Origin of the sequence: Pseudomonas sp. WS 5503, from assembly GCF_012985385.1 — a bacterium.
GTDB classification, from domain to species: Bacteria; Pseudomonadota; Gammaproteobacteria; order Pseudomonadales; family Pseudomonadaceae; genus Aquipseudomonas; species Aquipseudomonas paracarnis.
In genome coordinates this window covers 1-13,674 of record NZ_JAAQWI010000019.1, presented here as the reverse complement: position 1 = coordinate 13,674, position 13,674 = coordinate 1, and the positions used below count along the sequence as shown (strand labels likewise).

13 protein-coding genes, 4 tRNA genes and 1 riboswitch are annotated in these 13,674 nt (G+C 57.7%); of the genes, 13 read left to right on the top strand and 4 right to left on the bottom strand.

All coding sequences use genetic code 11. The features are described 5' to 3' along the window. Positions 1-25: 25 nt before the first annotated feature. The 3 genes from astB to astE are packed head-to-tail and all read left to right on the top strand — an operon-like array spanning position 26 to position 2,702. Positions 26-1,372 (top strand): N-succinylarginine dihydrolase, encoded by a 1,347-nt coding sequence (gene astB / locus HBO10_RS30760; RefSeq protein ID WP_034128466.1) that lies wholly within the window; start codon positions 26-28, stop codon positions 1,370-1,372. Between the two features lie 26 nt (positions 1,373-1,398). Next, the gene (locus HBO10_RS30755) at positions 1,399-1,686 is read left to right on the top strand and encodes a hypothetical protein (protein ID WP_003175651.1); all 288 of its coding nucleotides are present in this window, start codon (positions 1,399-1,401) and stop codon (positions 1,684-1,686) included. 11 nt (positions 1,687-1,697) lie between these two features. Next, positions 1,698-2,702, top strand: a complete 1,005-nt coding sequence (gene astE / locus HBO10_RS30750) for a succinylglutamate desuccinylase (protein ID WP_034128465.1) — start codon at positions 1,698-1,700, stop codon at positions 2,700-2,702. A 133-nt stretch (positions 2,703-2,835) separates the two neighbouring features. Here the strand turns inward: astE and HBO10_RS30745 are convergent, their stop codons facing one another. Beyond that, complete coding sequence (locus HBO10_RS30745; protein WP_003193604.1) at positions 2,836-3,345, bottom strand: 6,7-dimethyl-8-ribityllumazine synthase; 510 nt, start codon at positions 3,343-3,345, stop codon at positions 2,836-2,838. 97 nt (positions 3,346-3,442) lie between these two features. After that, positions 3,443-3,612, bottom strand: a riboswitch (FMN riboswitch). A gap of 190 nt (positions 3,613-3,802) precedes the next feature. On the opposite strand from HBO10_RS30745, the gene ltaE reads away from it, so the two are divergent. From ltaE to mgtE, 8 genes are all read left to right on the top strand, one after another. Beyond that, complete coding sequence (gene ltaE, locus HBO10_RS30740) at positions 3,803-4,807, top strand: low-specificity L-threonine aldolase (RefSeq protein ID WP_034128464.1); 1,005 nt, start codon at positions 3,803-3,805, stop codon at positions 4,805-4,807. 146 nt (positions 4,808-4,953) lie between these two features. After that, positions 4,954-7,572 (top strand): alanine--tRNA ligase, encoded by a 2,619-nt coding sequence (gene alaS / locus HBO10_RS30735; RefSeq protein ID WP_014719590.1) that lies wholly within the window; start codon positions 4,954-4,956, stop codon positions 7,570-7,572. 99 nt (positions 7,573-7,671) lie between these two features. Then, complete coding sequence (locus HBO10_RS30730) at positions 7,672-8,913, top strand: aspartate kinase (RefSeq protein ID WP_003193595.1); 1,242 nt, start codon at positions 7,672-7,674, stop codon at positions 8,911-8,913. Positions 8,914-9,087: 174 nt separating this feature from the next. After that, complete coding sequence (csrA, locus tag HBO10_RS30725; protein ID WP_003175645.1) at positions 9,088-9,276, top strand: carbon storage regulator CsrA; 189 nt, start codon at positions 9,088-9,090, stop codon at positions 9,274-9,276. A 62-nt stretch (positions 9,277-9,338) separates the two neighbouring features. Continuing rightward, positions 9,339-9,429: transfer RNA gene (locus HBO10_RS30720), tRNA-Ser, on the top strand. Between the two features lie 108 nt (positions 9,430-9,537). After that, positions 9,538-9,614, top strand: a tRNA-Arg gene (locus HBO10_RS30715). 72 nt (positions 9,615-9,686) lie between these two features. Further along, positions 9,687-9,763: transfer RNA gene (locus HBO10_RS30710), tRNA-Arg, on the top strand. A gap of 348 nt (positions 9,764-10,111) precedes the next feature. Beyond that, positions 10,112-11,554: a magnesium transporter gene (gene mgtE, locus HBO10_RS30705; protein ID WP_003193593.1), complete on the top strand. Its 1,443-nt coding sequence runs from the start codon at positions 10,112-10,114 to the stop codon at positions 11,552-11,554. A gap of 101 nt (positions 11,555-11,655) precedes the next feature. On the opposite strand, the gene HBO10_RS30700 is transcribed toward mgtE, so the two are convergent. Then, on the bottom strand, positions 11,656-11,982 hold the full coding sequence (locus tag HBO10_RS30700; protein WP_003193592.1) for an Arc family DNA-binding protein: 327 nt from the start codon (positions 11,980-11,982) through the stop codon (positions 11,656-11,658). Between the two features lie 49 nt (positions 11,983-12,031). Between HBO10_RS30700 and HBO10_RS30695 the strand changes: the two genes are divergently transcribed. After that, the gene (locus HBO10_RS30695; protein ID WP_106117681.1) at positions 12,032-12,256 is read left to right on the top strand and encodes a hypothetical protein; all 225 of its coding nucleotides are present in this window, start codon (positions 12,032-12,034) and stop codon (positions 12,254-12,256) included. 122 nt (positions 12,257-12,378) lie between these two features. Here the strand turns inward: HBO10_RS30695 and HBO10_RS31605 are convergent, their stop codons facing one another. Together HBO10_RS31605 and HBO10_RS30690 are read right to left on the bottom strand one after the other, a co-directional pair. Next, a complete protein-coding gene (locus tag HBO10_RS31605; protein ID WP_034128463.1) occupies positions 12,379-12,558 on the bottom strand; it encodes a PA3371 family protein in 180 nt (59 codons plus the stop codon). 10 nt (positions 12,559-12,568) lie between these two features. Beyond that, on the bottom strand, positions 12,569-12,796 hold the full coding sequence (locus tag HBO10_RS30690; protein WP_034128462.1) for a hypothetical protein: 228 nt from the start codon (positions 12,794-12,796) through the stop codon (positions 12,569-12,571). Between the two features lie 324 nt (positions 12,797-13,120). On the opposite strand from HBO10_RS30690, the gene HBO10_RS30685 reads away from it, so the two are divergent. After that, positions 13,121-13,197 (top strand) — tRNA-Arg (locus HBO10_RS30685). Positions 13,198-13,674 lie beyond the last annotated feature (477 nt).

Genomic DNA, 13,674 nt, shown 5'->3' with positions numbered 1-13,674 from the left:
AACAGATGTTTGTGGAGCCTCGCCGATGAAATCCTGTGAAGTCAATTTTGACGGTCTAGTGGGGCCGACCCATAACTACGGCGGCTTGTCCTTCGGCAACGTCGCGTCCCAAAGCAACAGCCAGCAGTCTTCCAACCCGAAGGAAGCGGCGTTGCAGGGCCTGCAGAAAATGAAAGCCCTGATGGACATGGGCTTTGTGCAAGGTGTATTGGCGCCCCAGGAGCGCCCGGATGTAGCCGCCTTGCGCAGCTTGGGTTTCAGCGGCACCGACGCTCAGGTGATCGAGCAGGCTGCCAGGCAGGCCATGCCTTTGCTGGTAGCGAGCTGCTCGGCATCCAGCATGTGGGTAGCCAACGCCGCCACCGTCAGCCCAAGTGCCGACACCGCAGACGGTCGTGTGCATTTCACCGCTGCCAACCTCAATTGCAAATACCACCGCAGCATCGAGCACCCCACCACCAGCCGAGTGCTGGGGGCGATGTTCGCCGATGGCAAGCATTTCGCTCACCACGCCGCCTTGCCGGCCGTGGCGCAATTTGGCGATGAAGGCGCGGCCAACCACACGCGTTTCTGTCGTGAGTACGGCGAGGCGGGCGTCGAGTTTTTCGTCTTCGGCCGTAGTGCTTTCGACCCCCGTTACCCGGCCCCGCAGAAGTACCCGGCGCGCCAGACCCTCGAAGCCTCCCAGGCCGTTGCGCGCCTGCATGGCTTGAAGGATGACGGTGTGGTCTACGCCCAGCAGAACCCTGCGGTGATCGATGCCGGTGTGTTCCACAACGATGTGATCGCGGTGGGCAACGGCGAGGTGCTGTTCTATCACGAGGATGCGTTCCTCAATACCGAACAGATGCTTGCCGAGCTGCACGGCAAGTTGGGCAAGTTGGGCGGCAACTTCCAGTCGGTGTGTGTGCCTCGCGCGTTGGTCAGTGTCGAGGACGCGGTGCGTTCCTACCTGTTCAACAGCCAGTTGCTGACTCGTCCTGATGGTTCGATGTTGCTGATCGTGCCGGAAGAGTGCCGCGCCAATGAGCGCGTGTGGCAGTACTTGCAAGGCTTGACCGCTTCCGGCGGGCTGATCCGCGAAGTCAAGGTCTTCGACCTCAAGCAAAGCATGCAGAATGGCGGTGGGCCGGCGTGCCTGCGCCTGCGTGTGGCGTTGAACGAAACCGAGCTGGCGGCCGTGAACCCAGGGGTTATCATGACTGCGCCGTTGTACGAAACCCTGACCCAATGGGTGGGCAAGCACTACCGTGACAGCCTGCGCGAAACCGACCTGGCTGACCCGCAGTTGCTGCTTGAGTGCCGGACGGCACTGGATGAACTGACGCAAATCCTTAAACTGGGCTCGGTTTATCCTTTCCAGATCAATTAATGCCACACGGCTGAGATATTTTATTTATGACCGACACCCTGAAACTCATCCTTGAAGACACCGACGGCACCCAGCTGGAAACCTCCTGCACCCGCGTCGCCGTGGTCTGGCAGGGCAAGGAGATCTGGATCCAGCACGATGGCCGCGGCCAACTGCTGATTGGCGTGGACGTAGAAGAAGGCGATGCCGAGTACGCCAACCTGCTGATGCGCCCATTGGCCACCAACCTGATGAGCCTGCAGCTGGAAATGGAACCGGCCGACGTTGAAGGTGACGACGACGATCACGTCCATGGCCCAGGCTGCAACCACTAAGGAAGCTGCTTATGCTCGCCCTCGGCAAACTGCTTGAACTTACCCTCGCCGGTCGTGAACCGGCGCAAAAAATTCAACTGACTGTCGACGGCGTGCAGATGCGCTGGCTCAGCGAAGGCGCGCTTGAAGTGCGTCCTCCTGAAGCTCTGGACAACGGCAGCGACTTGCTGCTGTCGTCCGGCATCCATGGCAACGAAACCGCGCCGATCGAATTGCTCGACCGCCTGTTGCATGGCATTGCCCGCGGGGAGATCAAACCCCGAACCCGTATTCTGTTCCTGTTCGGTAATACCGAGGCCATGCGCCGCGGTGAGCGTTACCTCGAGCTGGACGTCAACCGGCTGTTCAATGGCCGTCATGAACAAAACATCGGCCCCGAAGCCATGCGCGCCGCCGAGCTTGAGCAATTGGCCCGCAGCTTTTTCAGCCTGCCTGGCCGCTCGCGCCTGCATTACGACCTGCATACCGCGATTCGTGGTTCAAAAATCGAGCAGTTCGCGTTGTACCCGTGGAAGGAAGACCGACAGCATTCGCGCCGTGAGCTGGAGCGCTTGAACGCGGCCGGCATGCAGGCGGTGCTGCTGCAGAACAAAACCTCGATTACCTTCACCGCCTTTACCTACGAGCAACTCGGCGCCGAGGCTTTTACCCTGGAGTTGGGCAAGGCGCGCCCGTTCGGGCAGAACGACGGTGTGGACGTGTCGCGCCTGGAAGTGCGCCTGAAGCAGATCATCGAGGGCAACGAGCCTGAGACCGGCAACCTCGACGGCCTGAAGCTCTTCGCCGTTGCACGGGAAGTGATCAAGCACAGCGACGCCTTCCTGCTGCACCTGCCCGCAGATGTGGAAAACTTTTCGGAATTGGAAAAGGGCTACCTGCTGGCCGAAGACGTGGCCAAGACCCGCTGGGTGATCGAGGAGGAGGGCGCCCGCATCATCTTCCCCAACCCAAAGGTGAAGAACGGCTTGCGCGCCGGGATATTGATCGTGCCCACCACCGATGCCGGCCTGGCCTGAGAGCCAAGTCTGGCTCAGTCCAATGTGGGAGCTGGCTCGCCTGCGATAGCATCACCTGGGTATCACTGATCCACCCCAGGTGTCTGCTCGCAGGCAAGCCAGCTCCCACACTGGTTTGCGGTGAGGCTTGGATTTAGACCGCTACCGCACGCGGCTCGCTACGACGGATCGCCCGCACTTTGTGCAGTGTATCGGCGCAGGTACGCGCAGCTTCCTGACCCTTGTGCACGAAGTGCTCATAGAAGAACGTGGTGTGCTCGCTGCCGGCATGGAAGTGGTGCGGCGTCAGGGACACCGAGAACACCGGCACTTCAGTTTCCAACTGCACCTGCATCAGGCCGCTGACCACTGATTGCGCGACGAATTCGTGACGGTAGATGCCACCGTCCACCACCAGCGCGGCAGCGACGATCCCGGCGTAACGGCCGGTCTTGGCCAGCAATTTGGCGTGTAGGGGCATTTCAAAGGCGCCGCCGACTTCGAAGAAGTCGATGTCCGATTCCTGATAACCCTGGGCGATCATTTCGGCGAGGAAGCCTTTGCGCGATTGGTCGACAATATCCTTGTGCCAGCAGGCCTGGATAAACGCGACGCGCTCGCCGTGATGGTTTTTGCTTTTGCTGTCGATTGCGGTGGGTTGCATGTTCTGACTCCTGTTTAAGAAAAAAACAGGGCGTTATGAATCGAATGGGATTTAAGGGTACGCATGCGCAAACAGGCGCGCGGCCCTTAGGTGCCAATCCCGTTCTCTCTTCATCCGGACTATGACCGTCGGCCCCGGGATCACACCGGGTCTGCTGACCTTGTCGCCGTCCTGCCTGAGCAGTTCAAGGCGCCAAGCGCTCGCGGGCTATGCACATTGCGTGCAATTACCGCCGGTGGGGAATTGCACCCCGCCCTGAGAACGTTGCCGCCAGAACCCTGGCGGCGGAGAGTTTTTAACATGGTTTTTCGAAAACTGCACGGCTGCCGTCTCGATAACTTATATCGGTTTGATTGGTTGGTATTCGAATGAATGCAATAGGGGCTTGATATTCCGTGGCTTTGCCCGCAGTAATCACACACAAAAGGACTTATCCACTCCGTTAGAGGCCCCCTTCATGACCGTGATCGACCTGCGCAGCGACACAGTGACCCAACCTACCCCCGGCATGCTCGACGCAATGGCCAGCGCCGTCAGCGGCGATGATGTTTATGGTGAAGACCCCAGCGTCAACCGCTTGGAGGCCGAGTTGGCCAAGCGCCTGGGCTTTGCCGCGGCGCTGTTCGTACCCACCGGCACCATGAGCAACCTGCTGGCGTTGATGGCTCACTGTGAGCGCGGCGAGGAATACATCGTCGGCCAGCAGGCCCACACCTACAAATACGAAGGTGGCGGTGCGGCGGTGCTGGGGTCGATCCAGCCGCAGCCCCTGGAAGTGCAAGCTGATGGCTCCCTTGATCTGAACCAGGTGCTTGCAGCCATCAAGCCCGACGACTTCCACTTCGCGCGCACGCGCCTGCTGGCGCTGGAAAACACCATGCAGGGCAAAGTGCTGCCGCTGGATTATCTGGCCAAGGCCCGGGCATTTACCCACGAGCACGGCCTGGCCCTGCACCTGGATGGCGCCCGCCTTTACAACGCAGCAGTCAAGCTGGGGGTGGATGCGAGAGAAATCGCCCAGCACTTCGATTCGGTGTCGGTGTGCCTGTCCAAGGGCCTCGGCGCGCCGGTCGGTTCGGTGCTGTGTGGCTCGGCGGCGCTGATCGCCAAGGCTCGGCGCTTGCGCAAGATGGTCGGCGGCGGCATGCGCCAGGCCGGCTCACTGGCGGCGGCGGGGTTGTATGCTCTCGATCATCAGGTACAGCGCCTGGCTGACGACCATGCCAACGCGCAATGGCTGGGCGATGAGTTACGCAAGGCCGGCTACAGCGTCGAGCCGGTGCAGACCAATATGGTGTATGTGCAGGTAGGCGATCAGGCGCAGGCGCTGAAGGCCTTTGCGGCCGAGCGTGGGGTCAAGTTGAGTGCCGCGCCGCGCCTGCGCATGGTCACCCATCTGGACGTCAGCCGGGCGCAGATCGAGCAAGTGCTGCAGACATTCGTCGCGTTTTCGCAGAAATGACAGTGCAGGCCGTCTAATTGACTGTTTCTATCACATAAACACGCTGTACCACCGGCAAAGGGCCGATATAATGCGGCCCTTTGCCGTCGCTCCGTCTGATGATGTTGCGCACTGGCCTTTGGCCGCAGCCTCCGTGGAAGAACCTAATGAAAAGCGCAGAAATCCGTGAAGCCTTCCTTCGCTTCTTCGAAGAGCAAGGTCACACCCGTGTAGCCTCCAGCTCCTTGATCCCAGGCAATGACCCAACCCTGCTGTTCACTAACGCGGGGATGAACCAGTTCAAGGACTGCTTCCTGGGCCAGGAAAAGCGCGCCTACACCCGCGCTACCAGCAGCCAGAAGTGCGTACGCGCCGGCGGCAAGAACAGTGACCTGGAAAACGTCGGCTACACCGCTCGTCACCACACCTTTTTCGAGATGCTGGGTAACTTCAGCTTCGGCGACTATTTCAAGAAAGACGCGATCACGTTCGCCTGGACCTTCCTCACCGGCGTGCTGAAGCTGCCCAAGGAAAAGCTCTGGGTCACCGTGTACGCGACGGACGATGAAGCGTATGACATCTGGACCCAGGAAATCGGTGTACCTGCCGAGCGCATGATCCGTATCGGTGACAACAAAGGCGCGCCCTACGCGTCCGATAACTTCTGGACCATGGGCGATACCGGCCCGTGCGGCCCGTGCACCGAGATTTTCTACGATCACGGCGACGATATCTGGGGTGGCCCGCCAGGCTCGCCGGAAGAAGACGGCGACCGTTACATCGAGATCTGGAACAACGTGTTCATGCAGTTCAACCGCACCGCCGATGGCGTGTTGCATCCGCTGCCGGCACCGTCGGTGGACACCGGCATGGGCCTGGAGCGGATCAGTGCGGTGATGCAGCACGTTCACTCCAACTACGAAATCGACCTGTTCACCAACCTGCTGAGCGCCTCGGCGGCGGCCATTGGCTGCGCCAATGAAGGCCAGTCTTCGCTCAAGGTGGTGTCGGACCACATCCGTTCCTGCGGTTTTCTTATCGCCGACGGCGTGCTGCCGTCCAACGAAGGCCGTGGCTACGTGCTGCGTCGCATCATCCGTCGTGCGTGCCGCCACGGTAACAAGCTGGGCGCTACCGGCAGCTTCTTCTACAAGATCGTGGCCGCGCTGGTTGCCGAGATGGGCGATGCCTTCCCGGAACTCAAGCAACAGCAAAGCAACATCGAGCGGGTGCTCAAGGCTGAAGAAGAGCAGTTCTCCAAGACCCTGGAGCACGGCCTGAAAATTCTGGAACAGGACCTGGCTGAACTCAAAGGCACCGTGGTGCCGGGTGATGTGGTGTTCAAGCTGTACGACACCTATGGTTTCCCGATGGACCTGACTGCCGACATCGCCCGCGAGCGTGAGTTGACCGTCGACGAAGCCGGTTTCGAGCGTGAGATGGAAGCCCAGCGCGTGCGCGCACGTTCGGCCAGCTCCTTTGGCCTGGACTACAACACCCTGGTCAAGGTTGACGTACCGACCGAGTTCACCGGCTACAAGGCGACTGCGGGCTCGGCCAAGATCGTCGCCATCTATAAAGACGGTAAGTCGGTCGACGTGTTGAGCGAAGGTGAAGAGGCGGTTGTGGTACTGGACCAGACGCCTTTCTATGCCGAGTCGGGTGGCCAGATTGGCGATTGCGGTTTCCTGAGCTCGACATCCGGTCGTTTTGATGTGCGCGACACCACCAAGACCGGCGGGGCTTTCCTGCATCACGGTGTGCTGGTGCTGGGCAACTTGACCGTGGGCGCACCGGTAGACACCCAGGTCGATGCCGACGTACGGCATGCCACCGCGTTGAACCACTCGGCTACTCACTTGCTGCATGCCGCACTGCGCCAGGTACTGGGCGAGCACGTGCAGCAAAAAGGTTCGTTGGTGGACAGCCAGCGCCTGCGTTTTGACTTCAGCCACTTTGAAGCGATCAAGCCTGAGCAGATCAAGGCCCTGGAAGACATCGTCAACGCCGAGATTCGCAAGAATACCCCGGTTGAAACCGAAGAAACCGATATCGAGACCGCCAGGAATAAAGGCGCCATGGCGCTGTTTGGCGAGAAGTACGGCGACGAAGTCCGCGTACTGAGCATGGGCGGCAGCTTCTCGGTAGAACTCTGTGGTGGCATCCACGCCAACCGCACCGGCGATATCGGCCTGCTGAAGATCATCAGCGAAGGTGGTGTGGCCTCGGGCGTACGTCGTATTGAGGCGGTAACCGGTGCTGCGGCCCTGGCTTACCTCAATGCAGCCGAAGAACAACTCAAGGAAGCGGCCGGCCTGGTCAAGGGCAGCCGCGACAACCTGATCGACAAGCTGTCCGCCGTGCTGGAGCGCAACCGTGCGCTTGAGAAACAGCTGGAGCAGTTGCAGGCCAAGGCGGCGAGCGCTGCGGGCGATGACCTGTCGGCCGCGGCGGTTGACGTCAAGGACGTAAAAGTCCTGGCTGCGCGCCTGGACGGCCAGGATGGCAAGGCGCTGTTGGCCTTGGTCGATCAGTTGAAGAACAAGCTCGGCCGCGCAGTGATCCTGCTCGGCAGTGTCCATGAGGATAAGGTCGTTCTGGTTGCTGGTGTAACCAAGGACCTGACTGGCCAACTCAAAGCCGGTGATTTGATGAAGCAAGCCGCTGCGACAGTGGGCGGCAAGGGCGGTGGTCGTCCGGACATGGCGCAAGGCGGTGGTGTCGATGCCGCAGCCCTGGACGCGGCGCTGGCCTTGACCGTGCCATTTGTCGAGGCAGGTATTTAAAGCACTGTTAACCGGCCCGTGGTCTGTCTAGTCACGGGCTTGTTCAGTGCGGGTGGATTGGAAATTAGGCGCCCCTTTACGGGCTGAGGCGGCTTGGAAATGGCTTTGATCGTACAGAAATTTGGAGGCACCTCGGTCGGTTCTGTCGAAAGAATCGAGCAGGTCGCCGACAAGGTTAAGAAGTTCCGCGATGCTGGCGATGACCTGGTAGTGGTGCTGTCGGCCATGAGTGGCGAGACCAATCGCCTGATCGATCTGGCCAAGGCCATCAGCGGTGATCAACAGCCGCTGCCGCGCGAGCTGGATGTGATCGTCTCCACGGGCGAGCAGGTAACCATTGCGCTGTTGGCCATGGCGCTGAACAAGCGTGGCGTGCCAGCGGTGTCCTACACTGGTAGCCAGGTGCGCATTCTTACAGACAGCGCACATACCAAGGCGCGGATCCTGCAGATTGATGATCAGAAAATTCGCACTGATCTGAAAGCAGGCCGTGTGGTAGTTGTAGCGGGTTTCCAGGGCGTGGATGAGCACGGCAACATCACCACGCTGGGTCGTGGCGGTTCGGACACCACCGGTGTGGCCCTGGCGGCAGCACTCAAGGCTGACGAGTGCCAGATCTATACCGATGTGGATGGCGTCTACACCACTGACCCACGCGTCGTGCCAGTGGCCCAGCGCCTTGACAAGATCACCTTTGAAGAAATGCTGGAAATGGCCAGCCTTGGTTCCAAGGTGTTGCAGATTCGCGCGGTGGAGTTCGCCGGCAAGTACAACGTTCCGCTGCGCGTATTGCACAGCTTCAAGGAGGGTCCGGGCACCCTCATTACTATTGATGAAGAGGAATCCATGGAACAGCCGATCATTTCCGGCATCGCTTTCAATCGCGATGAAGCCAAGCTGACGATCCGTGGCGTGCCAGACACCCCTGGCGTGGCTTTCAAGATTCTGGGGCCTGTCAGCGATGCGAATGTTGAAGTCGACATGATCGTGCAGAACGTTTCGCACGACAACACCACCGATTTCACCTTCACCGTGCACCGCAATGAATACGATGCAGCATTGAAAATCCTGCAGAACACTGCGAGCGAGATTGGCGCCCGTGAAGTGGTCGGCGATACCAAGATTGCCAAGGTGTCGATCGTCGGGGTGGGCATGCGTTCCCATGCTGGCGTTGCCAGCCGTATGTTCGGGGCTCTTGCCAAAGAAGGTATCAACATCCAGATGATTTCCACCTCGGAAATCAAAGTCTCGGTCGTCCTCGAAGAGAAGTACCTGGAGCTGGCTGTACGCGCGCTGCATACGGCTTTTGAGTTGGATGCTCCGGCCCGACAGGGCGAGTGATGCGTTGCCAGGAAGGCGCGGTTTACCGCGCCTTTCATTTTTTTGTGGGGTACATGGTCTTTTGCATGGGCTCGACAATACTTAGCGAGTAGGGCTACGACCTTTTGGTTGTAGGTCGAATGCTTTTTTTTTGCAGACTGTTGTTCCTGAACTGAAATGCGTGAGGTGAAAGGTATGCTGATTCTGACTCGTCGTTGCGCAGAAAGCCTGATTATCGGTGATGGCGAAATCACTGTGACCGTGCTCGGCGTCAAAGGCAATCAAGTACGTATTGGGGTTAACGCTCCGAAAGAGGTGGCGGTCCATCGCGAGGAAATCTACCTGCGGATCAAGAAAGAGAAGGACGAAGAACCAAGCCTTTAATTTTTATCGTTTTTTATGTTTGCAAACGGGGAGGAACGTGGTTAATATACGCCCCGTGTTGCGGAGAGCTGGCCGAGTGGCCGAAGGCGCTCCCCTGCTAAGGGAGTACACCTCAAAAGGGTGTCGGGGGTTCGAATCCCCCGTTCTCCGCCATTATTTGCTTAGTACGTTGCAATCTGGTTTTTTCGGTAAGTTGTTGAAAATACTCGAAAAAATAGCTTTACATAGAGATTGAACGGCCTATAATGCGCGGCAACAAATGCACTCGTAGCTCAGCTGGATAGAGTACTCGGCTACGAACCGAGCGGTCACAGGTTCGAATCCTGTCGAGTGCACCATTTAAGAGTTAGTTGCAGCGATGCAGGTAGCTTGGCTTCAACCAGTTGTGATCTGGTCTAAAAACACAATTTGCACTCGTAGCTCAGCTGGATAGAGTACTCGGCTACGAACCGAGCGGTCACAGGTTCGAATCCTGTCGAGTGCACCATACAAACAAAAAGCCCGCCTAGTGCGGGCTTTTTGCCGTCTGGCGTTTGTATAGGTTTTATTTGGCACGCTCCTTTTTCTCCCTTCTCATGTGTTTCCCCTCGCGCCTGCGTCGTCGCATTTCATAGATGCGGCCAATACTGAGCTTTGGCGTGCAAGCGCTTGTTCTTTCCAGTTTTTTAACGTTTAAAACGTCCGGGCGGTGTATCATGCGCCCGTCAGCCCCGCCGGGGCTTGTGGAATACCTCCATGGACTTACCCAGTAGTTACTCAGTACCCCGTTTTACCAATCATGAATTGACTGATTGATCCTTCCGGCGTGCCCCGCTGCTGGGAGTGGAGTTCGCCTATGACCGAAGTAGAAGTAAAGAAAACACAAGAAAGCCTGCAGGATCGTCTGGCTCAAGTTATCGAGCTGCTGCAGCGCCAGCGCGTGGTCGAAGACCTCACGCACCGCCAGGAAGGTCCGAACCACGACCGCGTCGAAAACCTGGTTCACCGGCAAAACCTCGTCGAGTTGCAACGCAAGCTCGATGACCTGCACTCCGCCGACGTCGCCTACATTCTTGAAGCCTTGCCGTTGGATGACCGACTGACCCTGTGGCAGTTGGTGAAGGCTGATCGCGACGGTGACATCCTTCTGGAAGTATCGGACTCGGTGCGTGAGACGCTCATCGCCGACATGGATGACCACGAACTCCTGGCTGCCGCCAAGGAGATGGATGCGGACGAGCTTGCTGACCTGGCCCCTGAGCTGCCCCGTGATGTTGTCCATGAGTTGATGGAAGCGCTCGACACTCAGCAGCGTGAGCGTGTGCGTTCCGCGCTGTCGTACGACGAGGATCAGGTCGGCGCCCTGATGGACTTCGAGATGGTCACCATCCGCGAAGACGTCAGCCTGGAAGTGGTGCTGCGTTACCTGCGCCGCCTCAAAGAGTTGCCCGGCCACACCGACAAATTGTTTGTGGTCGACTATGAGGGCATCCTCAAAGGCGTTTTGCCGATCAAGCGCCTGCTGGTCAATGATCCGGAGAAAAAAGTTGCTGACCTGATGGCCAGCGATACCGTGAGCTTCCACCCGGACGAAGATGCCTACGACGCGGCCCAGGCATTCGAGCGTTACGACTTGATCTCGGCTCCGGTGGTAGATAAGAACGGCAAGTTGATCGGTCGTCTGACCATCGATGAAATCGTCGACTTGATCCGTGAGGAAAGTGAAACCGAAGTCCTCAACATGGCGGGTTTGCGTGAAGAGGAAGATATTTTCGCGTCGGTCTGGCGTTCACTGCATAACCGCTGGGCTTGGCTGGCTATCAATCTGATTACCGCGTTTATCGCTTCTCGCGTGATCGGGTTGTTTGAAGGCTCCATCGAGAAGCTGGTTGCCTTGGCGGCGTTGATGCCGATTGTGGCGGGCATTGGCGGCAACTCCGGGAACCAGACCATCACCATGATCGTGCGCGCCATGGCGCTGGACCAGGTCAGTACCGCCAATTCCTCACGGCTGTTGCGCAAGGAACTGGCTGTAGGCCTCATAAACGGATTGGTGTGGGGGGGCGTGATTGGCGTGGTGGCCTACTTGCTCTACGGTAGTTGGTCCCTAGGTGTGGTCATGACTGCGGCCATGACCCTTAACCTGTTGCTGGCGGCCTTGATGGGGGTATTGATCCCCATGACCTTGGCGCGTCTAGGTCGCGATCCCGCCATGGGTGCCAGTGTGATGATCACGGCCATGACTGACAGTGGTGGTTTCTTCATCTTCCTGGGCCTGGCAACGATCTTCCTGCTCTGACCCTTCCCGCGAGGGCAAACCTGCCCTCGCTTTGCTTCTTATTCCCAAACTCGACGCAAAAAAAAGCCAGCACAGGGCTGGCTTCGGCTTTCAGGTGTCAATCAATTGGCTTCTGCGGCCGCCTCCACGTCGTGCGCGATAAGCGAGACGAGAGCATTTTGCTGGCGGTGGGAGAGCTGACGAAAACGCTGCAGCAGTTCGCGTTCGTGCAGTGACAGCTCGGGGCTGTCCAGGCGCATGCTCAACTCTTCACCCAAGGCACCTTCCTGAATAAGGCTTTGTTCCAGGCGTGCGATGATTTCGGAGTTCATGCTGCGGTGATGATTGCGAGCCACCTCGGCAATGCGTTCCCGCATTCCGTCTGGCAGACGTACGACGAATTTGTCAGCCGTACGGCTGGAATAAATTGCCTGTTTCAATGGGCGCATATATTTAACCGGTTAGTTCAGGGGAGCGGTTTCTGGAATTGGCCGCAAGATGAGTGTTAAGACAAGGCTCACGACCAAAGTTCAACGCGAATTGCAAAGAGGCCGCATCATGCCTCAGATTTGCCATTTCATTGGCGTCAATTCTGTGACAAATATTGAACCGCCTAAAGGCTTTATGCCAGTACTGATTTGCGTTTTTGCGGACTGGTTGGAAAAATTTCCTGCAGCTGCAGCGAAGCTCGGCAACCTTCGTCCAGGTCAGCGCGGAATCTGAGTCGAAGGGTGTCCTTTCTATAGGGGTATGGCCTTTTGCCCGCAAGCTTAAGGTTAGTAGCTGTTCGGCTATTTACGAGTGTCAGGCGACATAAGGTAGGGAGAAGGGACGGCGGGGGAGGGCTAGCGAAGGAGTGGATCGAATTTGATTCGGCGACCCTTGATGAGTGCAATTATCAGTAGGCTGCCCAGCACGGCGCTCGCGACGAAGGCTAGGGTTTGAGCTTGTTGTGAGGTGGCTCCCAGGCCTAGTGCGGCGGACATGAGGGTCAGGCACAGAAATAACCAGGCAGATTTGGACATGAATATTTTCTCAGAAAACCCAATGCTCGGCCGCTGGGGCAGATTCGGTTTCTTGGGTCAGGCGGATGGGGGGCTGGGGGTTGGCAGTCATCAGTGCGAGTTGAGGGCGCTGTTGCAGATGGTGGGGAATGGCTTGGCTGATTTGCGCGCCGTCTTCAGTATTGGTCGGCTGAAAATGAAACGTCACCACCGCGGCCAGTGCCACAGCGTTCAGTGCTAATAGAAGGGCGCTGTTCATAGTCATGGTCTTCACGGTGCCTGAAACGATTGGTTGTGTATATATGGCTTTGCAGATGTCGTGCCAACCTATTAGGCCAATAAAAACAAAGAGTTAGATTTGATTTGTGGGGTTTTGAGGTTGCAGTTTGCAATGATGGCATATTGGCGCAGTGCAATTTGCACGATACATCTGAAGGCTTTGGTCTGCAGCGAGAGGCTTTGAATGCATTCGCAGGGATCGGCCTACATTCAAAATGCCAACGGACGACATGACAAAACCAGCCTCGGCCGTTAAGATGCACGCCGTCTGTCGCTAGCCCTTCCGGGTAAGCATTTGGCATTTGTCCCAGTAGCTCAATTGGATAGAGCATCCCCCTCCTAAGGGGAAGGTTGGCCGTTCGAACCGGCCCTGGGACACCATCTCTGTTGAGCTTTCCCTTTCCGGTATTCGCCGGTCTAAAAAAACAGTCTTTCTCGCTCCTCGCTTTCGCAGGTCTCGGCCGGGCTTCTTCCGGTTGGAGTTCGATGCATTTGTGTGGGAGGTGGGATTCACGCCCCAGGGCTATACGCTTCTTCTTATATAGAAGAGGCGGCGAGGCATCCTGATTTTATAGGCGAATGGGTTTTTAGCTTTTTTGCGGATAAGGGGTTGACGTTCATGGCGATCCCTGTAGAATTCGCCTCCCGCTTACGAGAGATCGCAAGCGCAAGTGGTTGAAGTTGTTGAAGAAATCTTCGAAAACTTCTGAAAATAACCACTTGACAGCAAGTGAGGCTGCTGTAGAATGCGCGCCTCGGTTGAGACGAAAGATCTTAACCAACCGCTCTTTAACAACTGAATCAAGCAATTCGTGTGGGTGCTTGTGGAGTCAGACTGATAGTCAACAAGATTATCAG